General features: G+C 46.3%; 12 protein-coding genes. 8 read left to right on the top strand and 4 right to left on the bottom strand.

The annotated features are described in order from the left end of the window. Positions 1–17: 17 nt before the first annotated feature. The 4 genes from rpoC to gorA all read left to right on the top strand — a co-directional run bounded on the left by rpoC (position 18) and on the right by gorA (position 8,003). Complete coding sequence (gene rpoC / locus B0680_RS04900; protein ID WP_078253961.1) at positions 18–4,250, top strand: DNA-directed RNA polymerase subunit beta'; 4,233 nt, start codon at positions 18–20, stop codon at positions 4,248–4,250. A 182-nt stretch (positions 4,251–4,432) separates the two neighbouring features. Continuing rightward, positions 4,433–5,659, top strand: a complete 1,227-nt coding sequence (serA, locus tag B0680_RS04895; protein ID WP_078253960.1) for a phosphoglycerate dehydrogenase — start codon at positions 4,433–4,435, stop codon at positions 5,657–5,659. Positions 5,660–5,927: 268 nt separating this feature from the next. Beyond that, positions 5,928–6,635 carry a class I SAM-dependent methyltransferase gene (locus B0680_RS04890; protein WP_143821357.1) on the top strand — a complete coding sequence of 236 codons (708 nt, stop codon included), beginning with the start codon at positions 5,928–5,930 and terminating at the stop codon, positions 6,633–6,635. 12 nt (positions 6,636–6,647) lie between these two features. After that, entirely contained in the window at positions 6,648–8,003 is a 1,356-nt protein-coding gene (gorA, locus tag B0680_RS04885; protein WP_078253959.1) for a glutathione-disulfide reductase, read from the top strand. A 110-nt stretch (positions 8,004–8,113) separates the two neighbouring features. On the opposite strand, the gene B0680_RS04880 is transcribed toward gorA, so the two are convergent. Beyond that, entirely contained in the window at positions 8,114–10,294 is a 2,181-nt protein-coding gene (locus B0680_RS04880; RefSeq protein WP_078253957.1) for a carboxy terminal-processing peptidase, read from the bottom strand. A gap of 332 nt (positions 10,295–10,626) precedes the next feature. On the opposite strand from B0680_RS04880, the gene nagZ reads away from it, so the two are divergent. Together nagZ and B0680_RS04865 are read left to right on the top strand one after the other, a co-directional pair. Beyond that, positions 10,627–11,700, top strand: coding sequence for a beta-N-acetylhexosaminidase (gene nagZ, locus B0680_RS04870; protein WP_078253955.1), 1,074 nt, complete (start codon positions 10,627–10,629; stop codon positions 11,698–11,700). A gap of 176 nt (positions 11,701–11,876) precedes the next feature. Continuing rightward, the gene (locus B0680_RS04865) at positions 11,877–12,830 is read left to right on the top strand and encodes an arginase family protein (RefSeq protein WP_078253953.1); all 954 of its coding nucleotides are present in this window, start codon (positions 11,877–11,879) and stop codon (positions 12,828–12,830) included. Positions 12,831–12,867: 37 nt separating this feature from the next. On the opposite strand, the gene B0680_RS04860 is transcribed toward B0680_RS04865, so the two are convergent. The 3 genes from B0680_RS04860 to B0680_RS04850 form a co-directional block, all read right to left on the bottom strand. Beyond that, positions 12,868–13,698, bottom strand: coding sequence for an N-acetylmuramoyl-L-alanine amidase (locus B0680_RS04860; protein WP_078254152.1), 831 nt, complete (start codon positions 13,696–13,698; stop codon positions 12,868–12,870). A 166-nt stretch (positions 13,699–13,864) separates the two neighbouring features. After that, positions 13,865–14,689, bottom strand: coding sequence for a Cof-type HAD-IIB family hydrolase (locus B0680_RS04855; RefSeq protein WP_078253951.1), 825 nt, complete (start codon positions 14,687–14,689; stop codon positions 13,865–13,867). Then, the gene (locus B0680_RS04850; protein ID WP_078253949.1) at positions 14,690–15,307 is read right to left on the bottom strand and encodes a DedA family protein; all 618 of its coding nucleotides are present in this window, start codon (positions 15,305–15,307) and stop codon (positions 14,690–14,692) included. Between the two features lie 362 nt (positions 15,308–15,669). On the opposite strand from B0680_RS04850, the gene B0680_RS04845 reads away from it, so the two are divergent. Both B0680_RS04845 and B0680_RS04840 read left to right on the top strand, forming a co-directional pair. Next, positions 15,670–17,430, top strand: coding sequence for an N-6 DNA methylase (locus B0680_RS04845; protein ID WP_078253948.1), 1,761 nt, complete (start codon positions 15,670–15,672; stop codon positions 17,428–17,430). A gap of 143 nt (positions 17,431–17,573) precedes the next feature. Continuing rightward, positions 17,574–18,290, top strand: a complete 717-nt coding sequence (locus tag B0680_RS04840) for a hypothetical protein (protein ID WP_078253947.1) — start codon at positions 17,574–17,576, stop codon at positions 18,288–18,290. The last annotated feature ends 56 nt before the right edge of the window (positions 18,291–18,346 follow it).

Genomic DNA, 18,346 nt, shown 5'->3' with positions numbered 1-18,346 from the left:
TACAACGGAGAAACCTTTTGAAAGATTTATTAGATATCATGAAAGGCCCTGCTGATAGTGGTGCAAGAGAATTTGACAGCATTCAAATCTCACTTGCGTCACCTGAAGCGATCAAATCTTGGTCACACGGTGAAGTTAAAAAGCCAGAAACGATCAACTATCGTACCTTTAAGCCTGAGCGTGATGGCTTGTTCTGTGCCAAAATCTTTGGCCCTGTCAAGGATTTTGAGTGCTTGTGTGGTAAATATAAGCGCCGTAAATTCCAAGGCATCATCTGCGAAAAATGTGGTGTTGAAGTTACCGCTGCCAAAGTTCGCCGTGAGCGCATGGGTCATATCGAATTGGCAAGCCCTGTTGCGCATATTTGGTTCTTAAAATCACTGCCAAGCCGTATCGGTCTATTGCTTGACATCACGCTGCGTGATATCGAGCGTGTGCTGTATTTCGAAAGCTACATCGTTACCGATCCAGGCATGACTAGCCTTGAAAAATATCAACTGCTTGATGATGAAGAATACTTCAATGCGCTTGAGCAGTATGGTGATGAATTTGTTGCCAAAATGGGTGCTGAAGCGGTTCAAGACTTGCTCAAAGACATCGATGTCGATGGCGAGATTGACGAGCTACGCCAAGCCATTCCGCAAACAGGTTCTGAAACCAAGCTGAAAAAAATGGCAAAACGCCTACAGCTACTTGAGTCATTCCGCGATTCAGGCAACAAGCCTGAGTGGATGGTGATGACGGTATTGCCTGTATTGCCACCAGATTTGCGCCCGCTAGTACCGCTTGAAGGTGGTCGTTTTGCGACTTCTGACTTGAACGATCTATATCGTCGTGTCATCAACCGTAACAACCGCTTGAAGCGTCTATTGGAGCTAAATGCCCCTGACATCATCGTGCGTAACGAAAAGCGTATGCTACAAGAAGCGGTGGATGCGCTACTAGACAACGGTCGTCGTGGTCGTGCCATCACAGGTAGCAACAAGCGTCCATTGAAATCTTTGGCTGATATGATCAAAGGTAAGCAAGGTCGTTTCCGTCAAAACCTACTAGGTAAGCGTGTGGACTATTCAGGTCGTTCGGTCATCGTTGTTGGCCCGACACTGCGCCTACATCAATGTGGTCTGCCAAAGAAAATGGCACTTGAGCTATTCAAGCCATTTACTTATGCAAAATTGCTACAAAACAACATCGCAAGCACCATCAAAGCTGCTAAGAAGATGGTAGAGCGTGAAGAGCCTGCCGTTTGGGATATGCTGGCGATGGTGATTCGTGAACATCCAGTACTGCTAAACCGTGCGCCGACACTGCACCGTCTGGGTCTGCAAGCGTTCGAGCCTGTACTGATTGAAGGTAAAGCCATTCAGCTACACCCACTGGTCTGTGCGGCATTCAACGCCGACTTTGACGGTGACCAAATGGCGGTACACGTACCATTGACACTAGAAGCACAGCTAGAAGCTCGTGCATTGATGATGTCAACCAACAACATCCTATCGCCTGCAAACGGTGAGCCGATTATCGTACCTTCTCAAGACGTTGTTTTGGGTCTGTACTACATCAGTCGTGCGTGTGTCAATGCCAAAGGCGAAGGCATGGTATTTAGTACCGTGAACGAAGCGTTGCGTGCGATTGGTTCTGATGATTTGTCAGTCAATGCCAAAATCAAAGTGCGTGTGGCAGAAACTATTTTGGACGAAAAAACTGGCGAAAAAACCAGCCGTACTGAAATCAAAGAAACTGTCGCTGGTCGTCTATTGATTTGGAACATCATGCCTGAAGGTATGGCGTTTAGCGAATGTAATACCGAGATGACCAAGAAAAACATCTCAAAACTACTAAACTCATGCTATCGCAAACTGGGCGTCAAAGAATCAGTACTATTTGCTGACCACTTGATGTATCTAGGTTTTGCACAAGCGACGCTATCGGGTATCTCGATTGGTATGGAAGATATGGTCATTCCACCAACCAAAAAAGAAATCGTCGATGCGGCAGATGCTGAAGTGCGTGATATCGAGCATCAATTTGAGCAAGGCTTCGTGACTGCGGGTGAGCGATACAACAAAGTTGTTGATATTTGGGCTCGTACATCGGACAAAATCGCCAATGCGATGATGGAAAACCTATCAACTGATGAAGTTGTGAACCGTGATGGCGAGACCGAACGCCAAAAATCGTTCAACTCAATCTACATGATGGCAGACTCTGGTGCTCGTGGTAGTGCGACACAGATTCGTCAGCTTGCCGGTATGCGTGGTCTGATGGCAAAACCAGACGGCTCGATCATTGAGACGCCAATTAAGGCGAACTTCCGTGAAGGCTTGACCGTTTTGCAGTACTTTATTTCAACGCACGGTGCGCGCAAAGGTCTTGCTGATACCGCATTGAAAACGGCAAACTCAGGTTACTTGACCCGTCGTCTGGTCGATGTGGCACAAGACCTTGTGATTACCCAAGATGACTGTGGTACAGAAGCAGGTCAACGCATGACACCAGTGATTGACGGTGGTGAAATCGTTGAACGCCTAGGCGATCGTGTACTTGGTCGTGTCGCCGCCAAAGATGTCGTGAATGCTGATGGTGAAGTCGTTGTTGCAGCGGGCACGCTGATTGATGAGCGTTTGGTTGAGCAGCTTGATGCCAATGCGATTGACGAAGTTTATGTACGCTCGGTCATTACCTGTGAAGCCGGCCAAGGCGTGTGTGCTAAGTGTTATGGCCGTGACCTAGCTCGTGGTCACTTGGTGAATATCGGTGAATCTGTGGGCGTTATGGCAGCACAATCAATCGGTGAACCGGGTACTCAGCTGACCATGCGTACCTTCCACGTGGGTGGTGCGGCATCGGCAGCATCTGTGGACAACAGCGTCTCGGTTGGTAATACCGGTACAGTTCGTTTCCACAACATGAAGACTGTAGAGCACGTCGATGGTCATCTAGTTATCGTCTCTCGTTCAGCTGAAATCGGTGTGGCAGATGCCCAAGGCCGTGAGCGTGAGCGTTATAAAGTGCCTTATGGCTCAAGCGTACTAGTGCGTGATGGCGATGCAGTAGAAGCAGGTCAAGTGATTGCCAAGTGGGATCCACATACCCATCCGATTATCACAGAATTTGCGGGTACAGCACGCTTTAGCGACATCACCGATGGTATGACTGCGACTGTCAAGGTTGATGAAATGACGGGTGTCAGCTCGTTTGAAATCTTGGCAAGCAAAGACCGCCCGAGCATCGCCAAAGACTTGCGTCCTGCGATTATCCTTGATACTGATGATGGCAAAGAAGTTGTGTACTTCCTACCAAACGACACCATCATCCGTGTTGCCGAAGGTGAGCACGTGACCGCAGGTTCGGTGCTAGGCCGTGTTCCACAAGCTACATCAGGTACTAAAGATATTACCGGTGGTCTGCCACGAGTTGCTGACCTATTCGAAGCACGCCGTCCAAAAGACCATGCAATCATGGCTGAGATGAGTGGTGTGGTGAGCTTTGGTAAAGAAACCAAAGGCAAAAACCGCTTTATCATCACCAATGAAGATGGCGATGTGCATGAAGAGTTGATTCCAAAATGGCGTCAAATCAACGTGTTTGAAGGCGAAACGGTGGAGCGTGGTGAAATCATCTCTGACGGTCCGCAAAACCCACACGACATCCTGCGTCTCAAAGGCGAAACTGCATTGGCAAACTACATTGTCAATGAAGTCCAAGAAGTTTATCGCTTACAAGGTGTTAAGATCAACGATAAGCACATCGAAGTCATCGTACGTCAGATGTTGCGTAAAGTTGAGATCATCGACGGTGGCGATTCAAGCTACTTCAAAGGCGACCAAGCGGAATACTCGAAGATTCGCGCACTCAATGCTGAACTGATTGCGAACAACAAATTCCCAGTACAGTACGAGCGTCAGCTACTTGGTATCACTAAGGCAAGCCTTGCAACTGAAAGCTTCATCTCGGCAGCATCGTTCCAAGAGACTACCCGTGTCTTGACAGCGGCTGCGGTGATGGGTAAAGTCGATGACCTAAGCGGTCTAAAAGAGAACGTCGTGGTTGGTCGCCTAATCCCAGCTGGTACTGGTTTGGCTTATCACCAAAACCGCCAACGCAAAGCTGAAAAAGCAATCAAAGAAGCGTTGCCAGTTGAAGAGTTGTTGGCTGATTTGACTGCAAGCAGTGAGCCTGCCGCTGACCTAAGTGTCGAAGATAGCTTTGCCAAAGCCTTCGCCGACGAATTGGGTAGCCAAGAATAATGGCCCAGTAATACCAAAAGCCTGTCAGTAGTGATGGGCTTTTGTGTTTTTTATCCTGTGAATTTTGTGAGTTGGGTGCGTTATTCCAAGATTTTATAAACTAATTACTTGTCCAATCTTGCAAATATTTATTAATAAGTGTATAACAGTACATTGAATTTCACCCGCCAAAGGAATCCGACATGACCTTATCTCTACACAAAGACAAGATTCGTTTTCTGCTATTAGAAGGCGTACATGACAACGCCCTAAAAGTGCTGAATGATGCCGGCTATACCAATATCGAATACATCAAATCAGCACTGGATGAAGCTGAATTGATTGAAAAGATCAAAGATGCACACTTTATCGGTATTCGCTCACGCACACAGCTGACTCGCAAAGTGCTTGAAAGTGCCGAAAAGCTAATTGCCATCGGCTGTTTCTGCATTGGCACGAACCAAGTGGATCTAGAAGCAGCGCTTGAGCTGGGCATCCCTGTCTTTAATGCGCCATATTCAAACACTCGCTCTGTGGCTGAATTGGTGCTGGCTGAGACCATCATGCTGATGCGTGGCGTCCCTGAAAAAAATGCCGTCGTACATCGTGGCGGCTGGAACAAATCAGCCAAAGACAGCTATGAAGTGCGTGGCAAAGTGATGGGTATCGTCGGCTATGGCTCAATCGGCTCACAGCTGTCTGTGCTTGCCGAAAGTCTTGGCATGAAAGTCATCTATCATGATGCGGTGACCAAATTGCCACTGGGTAATGCCGTGCAAGTCGGTAGCCTAGAAGAGCTACTTGCCAAGGCAGATGTCGTGACACTACACGTACCTGACTTGCCAAGCACTCGCAATATGATGACCGCCAAAGAATTTGCCCAGATGAAAGATGGTGCATTCTTTATCAATGCCGCTCGTGGTGGCTGTGTGGATATTGATGCGTTGGCTGCGGCACTAGAAAGCAAAAAAATCCTAGGCGCTGCCATTGATGTGTTCCCAAAAGAGCCAAAATCAGCGGATGAAGAGTTCGAATCACCACTGCGTGCCTTTGACAATGTCATCTTGACCCCGCATGTCGGTGGCTCAACCCAAGAAGCGCAGGCGAACATTGGTCTTGAAGTGGGTGAGAAATTCGTCCGCTATTCTGACCAAGGCGACACCACCAGCGCGGTCAATTTCCCGAATGTCTCTATCCCATTCACCGATGGCACGCACCGTCTATTGCACATCCACCGCAATGTCCCGGGCGTACTATCACAAATCAACGCATCCTTTGCTGATGCGGGCATCAACATTGCTGCACAGTCATTGATGACCAAAGGCGATGTCGGTTATCTAGTGATGGATGTTGATGACAATGATTCAGCCAAAGCGATGGAGCGTCTGCGTGTCGTTCCTGAGACCATCCGTGTGCGTGTGTTATTCTAATTCATCATGCGAACAAGACCGTCAGCTTGGGCTGGCGGTTTTTTGTTTTGGATGTACTTGGGCGTGTGCATGGATTTTGATTTCAATAAAATACAACAATAGCGGCGGGCTTTTATGCTACAATGAAAAAATTGGTCTATAACATTTATCATCAATAGGCGTACTTTGACACTGCAGCACTTGTCATCCATCGGTAGCAGTGCAAGCGTGTATCAGTGCGTGCATTTGGTCATGTAAGACAAAACACTGAATCATTTGAGTATCAATCATGGCAAAACAAACAAAATCCAAATCATCGACAGCCAAAACCACAAAAAACAAGCCAACTGCTGAGCCACAAGTGGCAACGCCTACGCCTGAATTTCACTTTACCAAAGATTGGTTTAGCTATATCCAAAGCAATTTGGATTATGTGTTTAACGATATTAAGCCCAAAAAAGTGCTTGAGATTGGCGCATTTGAAGGGCGTTCGACGTGCTATTTTATTGAAAAATGCGCAAGCTTTCACCAAGAAGGGGTGGAGATTGTCAGCGTTGACACTTGGCAAGGTGGTCAAGAGCACAGCCAAATTGACATGAGTGCCGCTGAAGCTGCTTATATGCACAATGTACAGCTACAAGTGAGTCGTTTTCCAACGGTCAAAGTGACCAAAATCAAATCAGATTCGCATACTGCGATGATTAAATTGCTTGCCGAAGGTGGCGCTGGGCAATTTGATTTTATTTATGTCGATGGTTCGCACGAAGCGCCAGATGTGCTATTTGATGCATTGTTGGCGCATCGCTTGGTCAAAGTCGATGGCGTGATTGGCTTTGATGATTATCTGTGGTCGCCTGATTCAGCGCCAAACCACAACCACTATCTACTGGTCAAGCCAGCGGTGGACCATTATGTCAACACCTATCAACAAAAAGTGCACGTCGTTCAGCGACTACCGCATTTTTATCAATTATACGTACTTAAATTAGCAGATTAATAAGAGTAAACTATGACCAAGCATTATGACTATATCGCCATCGGTGGCGGTAGTGGCGGTATCGCATCCATCAACCGTGCAGCTAGCTATGGCAAAAAATGCGCCATTATCGAAGCCAAGCACATCGGCGGCACCTGCGTCAATGTCGGCTGTGTCCCAAAAAAAGTGATGTGGTATGGGGCGCATATTGCTGATGCGATTCATAAATACGCACCTGATTATGGCTTTGATGTGACGGTGAATCGCTTTGATTTTCAAACCTTGATTGCCAATCGCCAAGCGTATATCGGGCGTATTCATCAGTCTTATCAAAATGTCTTTGCCAAAAATTCGGTGGATGTCATCACAGGCTTTGCCAAGCTGATTGACAAACATACCATCGAAGTCGGCGGCGAGCGTATCACAGCTGAGCATATCTTGATTGCGACAGGTGGTCGCCCAAGCCGTCCTGACATCATAGGCGCTGAGCTTGGTATTGATTCGGATGGATTTTTTGAATTAACTGAACTGCCAGAGCGTATCGCCATCGTCGGTGCAGGCTATATCGCTGTAGAGATGGCAGGCGTGGTCAATAGTCTTGGGGCAAAGACGCATTTGGTGGTGCGTGGCGATAAGCCGCTGCGTAAATTTGATGCTGATATCGTCGATGTACTGGTCGATGTGATGACAAAAGACGGCATCGAGCTACATACTCAAGCCAATCCACAATCACTAACCAAAAACGATGACGGTAGCATCACCATCACGATGGTAGATGGGGCAAATCTTGTGGTGGACTGCGTGATTTGGGCGATTGGGCGTACGCCTGCCACCGATGGTATCGGGCTTGCAGAAGTTGGCGTGGCGATGAATGAGCGTGGGCAAATCATCGTCGATGAATACCAAAACACATCCGTCGATGGTATCTATGCGGTGGGCGATATTATTGCAGGCGGTATCGAGCTGACCCCTGTGGCGGTTGCGGCGGGTCGCCGTCTGTCTGAGCGACTGTTTAATAATAAACCGAACGAAAAACTGGATTATTCGCTCGTACCGACAGTGATGTTTAGCCATCCGCCGATTGGTACGATTGGTATGAGTGAAGCGGACGCTCGGGCAAAATATAGCGATGATGCCATCAAGGTCTATCGCTCAAACTTCACGCCGATGTATAGTGCCATCACAGCACATCGTGAGCCTTGCCGTATGAAGCTAGTTTGTCTTGGTGATGATGAGAAAATCATCGGATTACACGGCATTGGCTTTGGTGTCGATGAGATGATTCAGGGCTTTGGCGTGGCAATCAAGATGGGCGCAACCAAAGCGGATTTTGATAATACCGTTGCCATCCATCCAACTGGCGCAGAAGAGTTTGTAACCATGCGCTGATTGCCCGCTGTTAAAACTGCTGATATCAAATACGATAACAAGCACGACAATAAACAAATGCCACGATATGCATAAATATCGTGGCTTTGTTGTCTGCTATCGGTGCTGTGCTATTGTGCTTTTTTGGCATCAAACATCAAGCGAGCGGTTTCAAGCACATAGGCTTCGCTCTCAGGTAGCTTGGGGCGTTCATTTTCTTTCATTGCGCCACGCTCTTCACTGATAGCATCAAGATGGGCTTGATAAGTGGACCAATCAGTATAAGGCGCTTCGCCAGTGGCTTGACGACGAGCATTTTCGGCCGCCAAAGTTTCATTCTCAATCAGCTTTGCTTGGGTGCGACGCTTATCAAGATTGATGTCGGCAGGCTTTTTGTCATCATCTAGGGCGCGGATTTCGTTTAGCTTACCAAGATAGACAAACTGCGGGTCAGTAGCTTGGCGAGCCTTTGACTGCGCTTGAAGTGTGTCAATCAGCGACTGCGAATATTTGCCCGCCGCTGTGTAATTGGTTGAGTCGATGGTATCCCAAGGCAGTGGATTCTTATATTCACGTTCGCCAAATTCCATGCCTTGATAGATGTTGACAAGCTCGACATCAGGGACGACGCCTTTGTTCTGCGTACTGCCACCATTGACACGGTAGAATTTGTTTTGGGTGATGGTCATTGAGCCAAGCGCCACATCATCACGCTGTGCTTGGGCTGAGCCTTTGCCTGTGGTCGTGTTGCCAACGACCAGCCCAAGTCCATAATCTTGGATGGCAGCAGCAAAAATCTCACTGGCAGATGCTGAGCCAAGATTAATCAGCACCGACATATCGCCATTGTACAGCTGCTTACCGCCGTCGCTATCTCGATAGATGCGCACTTTGCCTTGATTGTCCTGAATTTGTACCACAGGGCCTTCTTTGATAAATAGGCCAAGCATTTTTGCCACTTCATCGAGCGAGCCACCCGGGTTGTTACGCAAGTCCACCACCAAGCCATCGATGCCTTGAGCGACCAAATCTTTTAGGGCTTTTTCGGTGTCTTTGCTGACACTGCGGTATTCTTCATCGCTAAGCCCCGCACGGCGAGCTTGGAAATTCAGATAAAAAGAGGGAATCTCAAGCACGCCCACACGCTTGGTGCTACCTTCATAGGGCATCTCAATCACTCGGTGCTGTACGCCGGATTCTTCTTGTTGGATGACATCACGAGTGAGCGTGACGGTGCGAGCTTGTGAATCTGGGGTGTTGGGCTGTTTGACCTTGATGGTGACGTTTGTGCCACGTTTACCACGAATCAGCGCCACGATTTCACGAGTGGTATAGCCGACTGTATCAACCATCGGCTCACCATCTTGGGCGACACCGATAATCAAATCATTGGCACGCACTTGTCCTGATTTGGCAGCAGGGCCGCCATCGACTAGGCTTGTAATGCGGATATAGTCAGGATTTTTGCGGTCGGGGCGGATGGATACACCAATGCCTTCAAGTTGCAAACTGCTTTGGATTTGCATATCTTGAGCCTGCACAGGAGCAAAGTAGTTACTGTGCGGGTCGTAGGTGGTCGTTGCTGCGTCTAGGATATATTCCATGATTTCATCATTTTTTAGACGAGCTAACTGTTCTTGTTGTCGGTTTAGGCGGTTGAGCAAGATTTCTGTTGGGGTGCGAGATTCTGCCTTGACCAAATCTTGACCACGAGACAATTCAGGATTGTTTAGATATGCTTGGTCTTTTGCTTTGTCATCTTCTTGGTTGAGCGTGATACCAATCAACGAATAAGCGGTTTGATTTTGCCAATACGCCACCTGTTCTTCTTTGCTACCAAAGCGTGGCGCATCTTCACGGTCGATGACAATGGTCTTATCGGTATATAAATTGACATCGCCTGCCAAATAGGTTTTGGCAACGTCATAATACTCGTTTGAGCGGGTGCGATAACGCTCAAAAATCTCAATGCCTGCGCTCAAATCGCCACGCAACAGACGCTGAGCGTAGTTATTGCCATATTTGGCGGTAAATTCGTCAATGTCGGACTGCAAAAATAGCGTACGATTTGGGTCAAGCTTATCAAAATACATTGCCAAAATCTTCTGGCTCATCTGCGCATCCATGCGAGCATCGACATAGTGCGCACGGTCGAGCAGTAGGGCAACTTGGCGCGCGGTGATACGCTGAGCCGGTGTCGGCTCAAAGGCGGCTTGGTCGGCAGCACTGGCAACCGTCACATAACTTTGGGCAAAAATAACGCCTGCAACCGCAGTGGCGATGCCTGAAAGCAAATATTGGCGTTTTGACATAAGATTATCCTAACTATTGTTATCAATGGGTCTGCCTATATTAGCACAATTTTCCCAAATATTTTTTGCATTCATGAGAGTTTTTGTAGATGGAATTGGGTGGTGGGTTACACTTGGGCAAGTTTTGGTGATTTTTGCAAGAATTAAGCAAAGCATGATGACAAGCCAAAGTGTCATCAGTCATCAGCTAAAGCTAGATGCAAGATAAGTATAAGTAGTGGCAAAATCGCCATCACGGATAGTTTGGCAACAAATCAGCACTAAAAAATCTTGGCAATTCATGGCATAATAAGCCATTTATCTAACAAAATCACTTGAATAAGGCGAAAACTATGGCGACAGGCATTATCATGGCGGATGTGGCAGGCAAGGTGCTCGATGACAGCGATGTGGCATTACTTGCCAATCCTGAAGTGGGCGGGATGATTTTATTTGCACGCAATGTCGAAAGCCCCGAGCAGGTGCGTGCCTTGACCGATGCGATGCGTGCCGCCAATCCTGATGTGCTGATTGCGGTGGACCAAGAAGGCGGCCGTGTGGCACGGTTTCGCACAGGCTTTTCGCCATTGCCTGCGATGGGGCGACTGGGCGAGCTATATGATGTCGATGCTGATAAGGCGTGTCAGCTTGCCTATGACTGTGGCTATCTGATGGCGGCAGAAGTGCTGGCGGTGGGTGTGGATTTTAGCTTTGCGCCTGTACTTGATATTAATGGTGTCAGCCTAGTGATTGGTGATCGTGCGTTTCATGCCAAGCCTGATGCGATCGTGGCACTGTCAGCACGCTTTATGGATGGGATGAAAGACGCTGGCATGGCGACGACGGGCAAGCATTTCCCGGGTCATGGCTCGATTGCGCCTGATTCTCATGTGGCGGATGCCATTGATGAGCGTAGCTTTGATGAGATTTTTAATTTTGATACCCAAACCTTTGTCAAAACATTGGATAAACTTGATGCTTTGATGCCGGCGCACGTGATTTTTAGTCAAGTGGATGATAAGCCTGCGGGGTTCTCAAGCGTGTGGATTCATGAGATTATCCGTGAGAAGCTTGGCTTTGATGGTGTGCTATTTTCGGATGATCTTAACATGAAAGCCGCGCATGTCGCAGGCGGGGTGGATGCTCGAGTGCGAGCAGCGATTGATGCTGGCTGTGATATGGCGCTCGTGTGCAATGATCGAGCGGGTGCGCTACTTGCCATCGAGACCGCCAAGCAGATGCAGACGCTACCGCATCAGCGTTTTGGGCGGATGAAAGGCAATATCCCTACATGGCTTGGCGATCTTGAGACGACTTGTCAGCAGTTTGCGTATTGGGCACACGCCAAAGCATCGGTGCAGGCGGCGTTTTTTGCCGAAGTTACCACCCCTTGTGACACCAAAGATCCAACCAATTATACCGCTTAATGCGTATATCACATGAAGTATGGCAATGTGATGCGATATCGACATACTTATCATGCAAATTTATGACAAACACTGAATAAGCCATTGGGATTTTTTGCAAATCGTGATGGCGTTCGGTGCTATACTAGCTTGTCTATTCAACTCACCCATCGAGCGGACAAATAGGGATACTTTGCATGACGATTGAGTTTATTGAAATTTATTCTGACATTGGCGCAGGCAAGCACGGCACGACGCATGGCGTGGCGATGTTATCCGAGCATTGCGAGACGCATTATCCGAGTGCGCCTGTACACAAGATTTATGCCAAGCATGATAAGCTTGCGCCTGCTCATCCATCGGCGAAATATATCGAAAATCTGTTGCCGTTTTTTAAAGAGACACTCGTGCCGCAAGTGGGCGAGTGCCTACAGCAGATGGATGGTCAATCTTTTCCCATCATCATCAGTGGTGATCATTCCAATGCCATTGGCAATTTGGCAGCGTTTATGAATCATCATCGTGATCAGCGTGTCGGTGTGGTGTGGATTGATGCGCACGCTGATTTACATTCGGCATTGACCACGCCATCGGGCAATATGCACGGGATGCCACTAGCGACAGCATTGAGACTTGATAACGCCGATTGCCAAATCAACACGCTTGATGAAACAGCGACAGATTATTGGCATAAGCTTAAATCACTCTCAAGCCATGGTGGTATCTTACCAAGCGATGTGTTCTTTTTGGGATTGCGTAGCTTTGAGCCGCCTGAAGTGCATTTAATTAAAACGCATCAGATGTTTGCTTATTCTGCCAAAGGCACACCGATTGCCGGCGGTGATCGTCAATCACTGGATACGATATTGGATGCGATGATTGACAAGCTTGCAGAATTGGATGCGGTTTATGTCAGCTTTGATGTTGATGCACTCGATGATACGCTGATTCCTGCCACAGGTACGCCTGAGCCTGATGGCTATCAAGCTGATGAAGTCAGACGGATTTTTGATCGTGTGTTGATGTTGGATAATGTCAAATTGTTTGAAATCACCGAGTTTAACCCAACGCTTGATGATGACAGCGATAAGCACCGCACCATCTTTGGGCTACTTGATCATGCGTTGGCGCTGATTCATCAGCGTAGCTAAGTGATTGATATGATTAATATGATTAATATCGCTCAAGTCAGCTTGGGCGATATTTTTTGTTCAAGGCTTGTAAAATTGCCCAAGTCTCAGCATCCATCACGCCTGTGGGCTGTTTTGGGCGAAAGTGTAGCTGAAAGGCATAGATGACATTTTGGCTCGGTCTATCCCATTCAGCGGTGTCATTGACGGTGTAGCCATAACGACGCAGTGCCGATTTGATTTGTGTAATCATCTCAGGCTGATTAAAATCCGTCTCGCCATCCATCATCGCCAAAAACGCCTGCTTATCCGTTTCATCATACCATGCGCCGATACCGTGATGGCGATATAGATATTCCCAAGGGAATTTGGCGCCAGGGTCGATTTTGCGGTTTGGGGCGATGTCAGAATGCCCAAGAATGCGTGTGGGGTCAATGGCGTATTTGGCGCTGAGTTCTTTGAGCAATTGGGCGGTTTGGGCGATTTGCTTGGGTGTATAATCGACATAGCCATCATAAGGGCGATAGCCTGTATATTTGCCCGTGATGCCATCGCTGACGATTTCGATACCTAGCGAGATGTCATTGAGTGATGATTTGCCACCAAAGCTACTGACACCTGCGTGCCATGCTCGCTTATCATCAGCCACCAGTTGATAAATCTTATCATCATCGCCATCAGGGATGAGATAGTGGCTACTGACCTGCCCTTGGGTTAGGACATTGACCGAGCCATCATAATCTTCGGCGGTATAGTGTAGGATAATGTATTCGATGCGTTCAGATTGTCCGATGGCATGATAAGTCGTGCGGTCAATGGGATAATACGGCGTGGTCGCACAGCCTGTCAGGGCAAGGATACTTAGTAGTAGGATGATGGATTTTGGCATAGCTAAAGATGGCTTGGAAAGTGGCTTAGAAGGCGCTTGAATTGTGGGTGATGATAGCAAATTGGGCGTGATGATATTGTCAAATTTTGTGGCAAATTTCTTAAGCATTCATTCAAACAAGACTAATGGCAGATGCTAATTTTTACAATGCTCTTAATAAGCTTATTTATAAAATAGCATCAATCCAGCCAAGCTTGCCCAAAATCTTGGCAATACCATCTTCATCATGGCGTAGGCAGACGATATCGGCATGGCGTTTGAGCTCATCATGGGCATTGCCCATCGCAATCGCCGTGCCGACCAGCTTGTGCATCTCAACATCATTGAGCCCATCACCAAATGCACAGGCATCTTTGGTATCGATACCAAGCTTATCAAGCACTTGCGCAATGGCACGAGCCTTTGAACCCTCACTATCAAGCACATCGACAGCAACCTGATGCCAGCGTACCGTCTTGGTCTGTGGTGGCAGTGCAGGCGTGTATTCGCCATCAGCATAAAACGCCAAAATCTGATACACCGCTTGGGTGTCATCAAAATCATCATGCGACACAAACTGATAAGGAATGTGTAGTGATGCCAATGCTGTGCGTAGATTTGGCGTATCACGCATCGCATAGATGGTGTCATGCGTCATGCAGGCGTGCCCGATACCGTCCGCATCGAGCGTCTGAATGATGGTACGCACCTTGTCCGTGGCTAAGGGGAAATCAAGAAAAGGCTTGCCTTGCCACAGATTATACCCGCCATTGATGGTCAGTAGTAGCTCAATGCCGACATCGGCAATCAGTGCTTGCACCACAGGCGGTATCACCCCTAGACTGCGACCTGATGCGATGGCGATGAGTGTGCCTGTGGCCTTGAGTGCTTTTAGGGCAGGGGCGACAGATGATGGCACATGGTTGGTGTCTTTGATGTATAAGGTGTCATCGATGTCAAAAAAGACAATCTTTGGGCGGGGTGTGTGGGGAAGTTGGGTGGCTTGGTTCATTTATTTTCTCAAAAAACTTTTTAATCGGATTAATACCACAAACAGCACAATCACACCTACCGTCCAGCCAACAGCGCTACTAATCGGTGCGATAAAATCAGCGACTTCTTGGTAATTGACACCAAGCACAAAGCCTGCATACGCCAAAATCGTCGTCCAAATCGCCGAGCCCAATGCGGTCAAAGTCAAAAATGGCAACATCGGCATCCGAGCCATCCCAGCAGGAATGGAAATCAGCGAGCGAATGGCAGGTATCATCCGCCCAAAGAATATCACCGATTTGCCATATTTGGCAAACCAAGCTTGGGCATTGATGATGTCATCAGGCTTTAGCAGTAGATATTTACCGTATTTTTCGGTCAATGTGTATAGTCGCTGTTCATCAAAGACCGTGCCCAGATAGTATAGTGGCAACGCCCCAAGCACCGAGCCTATCGTCCCTGCGATAATCACCAAAAACAGCTCCATGCGACCCATCGCCGCCGCAAACCCTGCTGCTGGCATAATCAGCTCAGACGGTATCGGCGGAAACACATTTTCCAAAAACATCATCAGCGCTACGCCAAATAAGCCAAGCTTATCCATTGTCAGTAGCACCCAGTCGCTTAATTGATTCATCATGGTGTCAAAAAGATAGGATTTTTCAAAGAATTTATTGTACCACAAGATAAGTTTGCGCGTCTGTTAGGGATTGTAGTGGGTGGGGGTGTGTCAAGTGGGTACTAACATGATGAATTATTATAAAAATCAGTTGGTTATTACAAGTATTAACGGATGTGATGTCGTTGATTGGGTGGTTAACTATTGAATGCTTACTTCCAAAAAAAATCTTTAATTCCATAAAAAAACGTATATTTTAATAAAAAAATAGTGGACAGTACTTTTTTATTAGTGTAGAATTATCAACATCAAATCATGGAGTGGAATCTAGCATTCCATTGTTCAATGTTCAACTTTTTTAATCTATTGGAGATTTTGATATGACAAACATGAGTATGAGCAAACAGCCAATCATCACGCTAAAGGCGCAATGGCGTGATCAGCTTAATGTACGGGATATACAGGAGATTGCTTTAAAGGCGCTCGCGTTGGTTGCTACTTATCCTATGCAGGTAGCAGAAAATCTTGATCAGGCTATCGACAAGGCTGAAACAAATCACCCGCAGGCATTTTGTGGTCATGGGCGTAATCTGCTTAGTGTAGAAAAAGATCGAGATGGCTTTAGGCAATTTATTGATCATTTAATTGGTTTTCAAACCAAAGGATTGCTCACCGCTGATAATAAATTTAGCTGGGTGTGCGAGCTATTGCCAGAGATTGGCGGTAGAGAGGACAATCCTGGTTCGGCATTGCATGATAGAGTTTATCAATTGATTGATGCATTATTGGTGGAGTCTAATTCAAAAACATTGTACATCCCATTTGAATCACGCCTTCGCCATACGATTATGCTGGGTCGTTCAAGAGAAGTATTTGTTGAGGGCGAGTTTTCAGAATCAGTACCACAGTTGCTTGATCTAATCTTGGGTGGCGTGCACTATCATCAATCGGATGCGCCATTGAATCCATCATTTGTTCAAGATGGTAAGTTGCAGAAATTTGATGCAGGTTTTATTGCAGACCCGTGGAGTTGTCGTGCGCCATCATCAACGCTAAAACACAATGACCGTTTCAAGATTCATAGCAATAACTATGATCATTACTTGATTCAGCACGCCATGCAACAAGTGGAGGGGTTGTTAGTGGTTGCGGCATCTGTAAGTGTCATTGCCTCTTCTGTGGCAAGCGAAGTTGAGATGCGTCAATGGCTTCTTAATCAAAAACATCTAAAGGCAGTGATTGCGCTACCTAATGGATTGGTTCAAGGGATGTCGATTAATAGTGTTTTAATGGTATTTGATATGAAACAAAGCTATGATCATGTTGAATTTATTACACTTAAAGGTAGTCAGTTCATCCAAAAACAAGGGCGAGAGATTAGCTTGGCTGAAACCGATCAATTGGTGCAATTGATCTTAACAAATACCCAATCCAAAAATAAAGCAACCATCGCTCATGCAGATATTGCAAAGCAAGGCTATGTATTTGATCCAGACCGGTATGTAATAAGCGATGATACAAAGCAGGCGCTAGATGCGCTTGCATGTCACGCCACGATGCGATTAGGTAATTTGGTGCAGATTATTCGTCCAATTGCTATTGCCAAGCTTAAGCAAGAGGGGCAGACGACAATATACGAAGTGCAAAGTGGCGATTTGCCCGAATATGGCTATATAGATACAGCCAGTAAGCCTGTATTAGTGAATGATAATGCGTTCAATGCGTGTATGCCTTTGTTTTTAAAAGCAAATGATATCATCATAACGGTACGCGGTAGTGTCGGCAAGGTGGGGATTGTTTCGCAGGATATGCTTGATCGTTATCAAGGTCGGGTGATTGCCGGTCAGACTAATATGGTTTTGCAAGTGATTGATGAAAAAATAATCAATGCAGAAACAGTATTAATGCAGCTGCGCTCAAGCTTTGGTCAGGCACGCTTGCAATTGCTGTCTGCTGGAGCGTTGATTGCTGGTGTGTCGCTTAAGGATTTGAAGGAATTTCAGATTGCTATGATGCCTGCCAAACAACAAGAGCAGGCAGCTAAAGATCTATTAATACAGCAAGCGATAAAACAAGAAATCATCCAAAAGCAAACCCAAGCACGACAGCTGGATAATAATATTTGGGTATGGCAACAATAGCCAAAAAAAACAAAGGGGCTGACGTAGATAGGGTTTAAATCCCACACCATTTTCTCAATTTTGCAGTATATTATATGTGCTAATCTACATTAGCCCCTAAATAATTTAGGCTAATTAAGCATTCAACCATAGGAGGAAAAGGCATGGCTCTGGCGAAATACTATGAAGATATTGCAGAAAGACTTACTGATGCTCTAGGCGAAATGAGCGAGAGCCTGTCTAATGATATCGAAAAAGTTTCATTGGAAGAAATGAAAAAATGGCAAGCGAGATTGAAAAAAGATTTGGAAGTTGCTGAAGAGCTATTGAATGAAGTTCTAAATGTTATGACCACGCCCCAAAAATTAAATTTGGAGCGAATAGAGGCAATGGAAAGACGATATCAAGAACGTCTTCAAGAAAGAGATAAATATCTTAGAGAAGAAATCAAAAGAATTCAGCGTGAAAAGGATGCCTTTATCCAACAAAAGAAAGATGATTTCAAATACCAAAAGCAGAAAAATCTAGAGTTAACAAGAGAAAATACCAGACTAAAAAAGGAAAATGCCAAATTGGTAGAAAAAAATAGTCAAATGGAAAGCCAAATACAGCAATTCAATCGACTAAGAAATAGCGAGATGGCTTTGCAAAAGCAAGCAAAAACTCAAAGCAAAAAATTGCATGACCAAGCGCAAAGGATGAAAAAAATTCAGCAAAAGAATGAATCTCTAGCGCAGGCATTGCAAGCGGAAAAAAATAAAAGAATGGTCAAAACCACAAAGTTGGATGGTAGTGTGACTTACACGGAGCTTTCTGAATGTAATGATAATAGGACATCCGAAAGACAGTATTTTGATTATCTAAAGCGTGTAAAAAAATGATAGCTATAGTATGTTGTGCTAGTAATCATCATTTATTTAATGTAGTGGTCAACTAA

Origin of the sequence: Moraxella pluranimalium (assembly GCF_002014825.1) — a bacterium.
Lineage (GTDB): Bacteria > Pseudomonadota > Gammaproteobacteria > Pseudomonadales > Moraxellaceae > Moraxella > Moraxella pluranimalium.
Note: the sequence above shows the minus strand (reverse complement) of the source record. Positions and strands in the feature narration are given on the sequence as shown.

Bases quoted from the DNA above. Each gene is read 5' to 3' on its own strand.
- B0680_RS04865 (WP_078253953.1), top strand. From the start codon at position 11,877: ATGACGATTGAGTTTATTGAAATTTATTCTGACATTGGCGCAGGCAAG.
- B0680_RS04840 (WP_078253947.1), top strand. From the start codon at position 17,574: ATGGCTCTGGCGAAATACTATGAAGATATTGCAGAAAGACTTACTGAT.
- B0680_RS04855 (WP_078253951.1), bottom strand. From the start codon at position 14,689: ATGAACCAAGCCACCCAACTTCCCCACACACCCCGCCCAAAGATTGTC.
- B0680_RS04880 (WP_078253957.1), bottom strand. From the start codon at position 10,294: ATGTCAAAACGCCAATATTTGCTTTCAGGCATCGCCACTGCGGTTGCA.
- gorA (WP_078253959.1), top strand. From the start codon at position 6,648: ATGACCAAGCATTATGACTATATCGCCATCGGTGGCGGTAGTGGCGGT.
- B0680_RS04890 (WP_143821357.1), top strand. From the start codon at position 5,928: ATGGCAAAACAAACAAAATCCAAATCATCGACAGCCAAAACCACAAAA.
- nagZ (WP_078253955.1), top strand. From the start codon at position 10,627: ATGGCGACAGGCATTATCATGGCGGATGTGGCAGGCAAGGTGCTCGAT.
- serA (WP_078253960.1), top strand. From the start codon at position 4,433: ATGACCTTATCTCTACACAAAGACAAGATTCGTTTTCTGCTATTAGAA.
- B0680_RS04860 (WP_078254152.1), bottom strand. From the start codon at position 13,698: ATGCCAAAATCCATCATCCTACTACTAAGTATCCTTGCCCTGACAGGC.
- B0680_RS04845 (WP_078253948.1), top strand. From the start codon at position 15,670: ATGACAAACATGAGTATGAGCAAACAGCCAATCATCACGCTAAAGGCG.
- B0680_RS04850 (WP_078253949.1), bottom strand. From the start codon at position 15,307: ATGAATCAATTAAGCGACTGGGTGCTACTGACAATGGATAAGCTTGGC.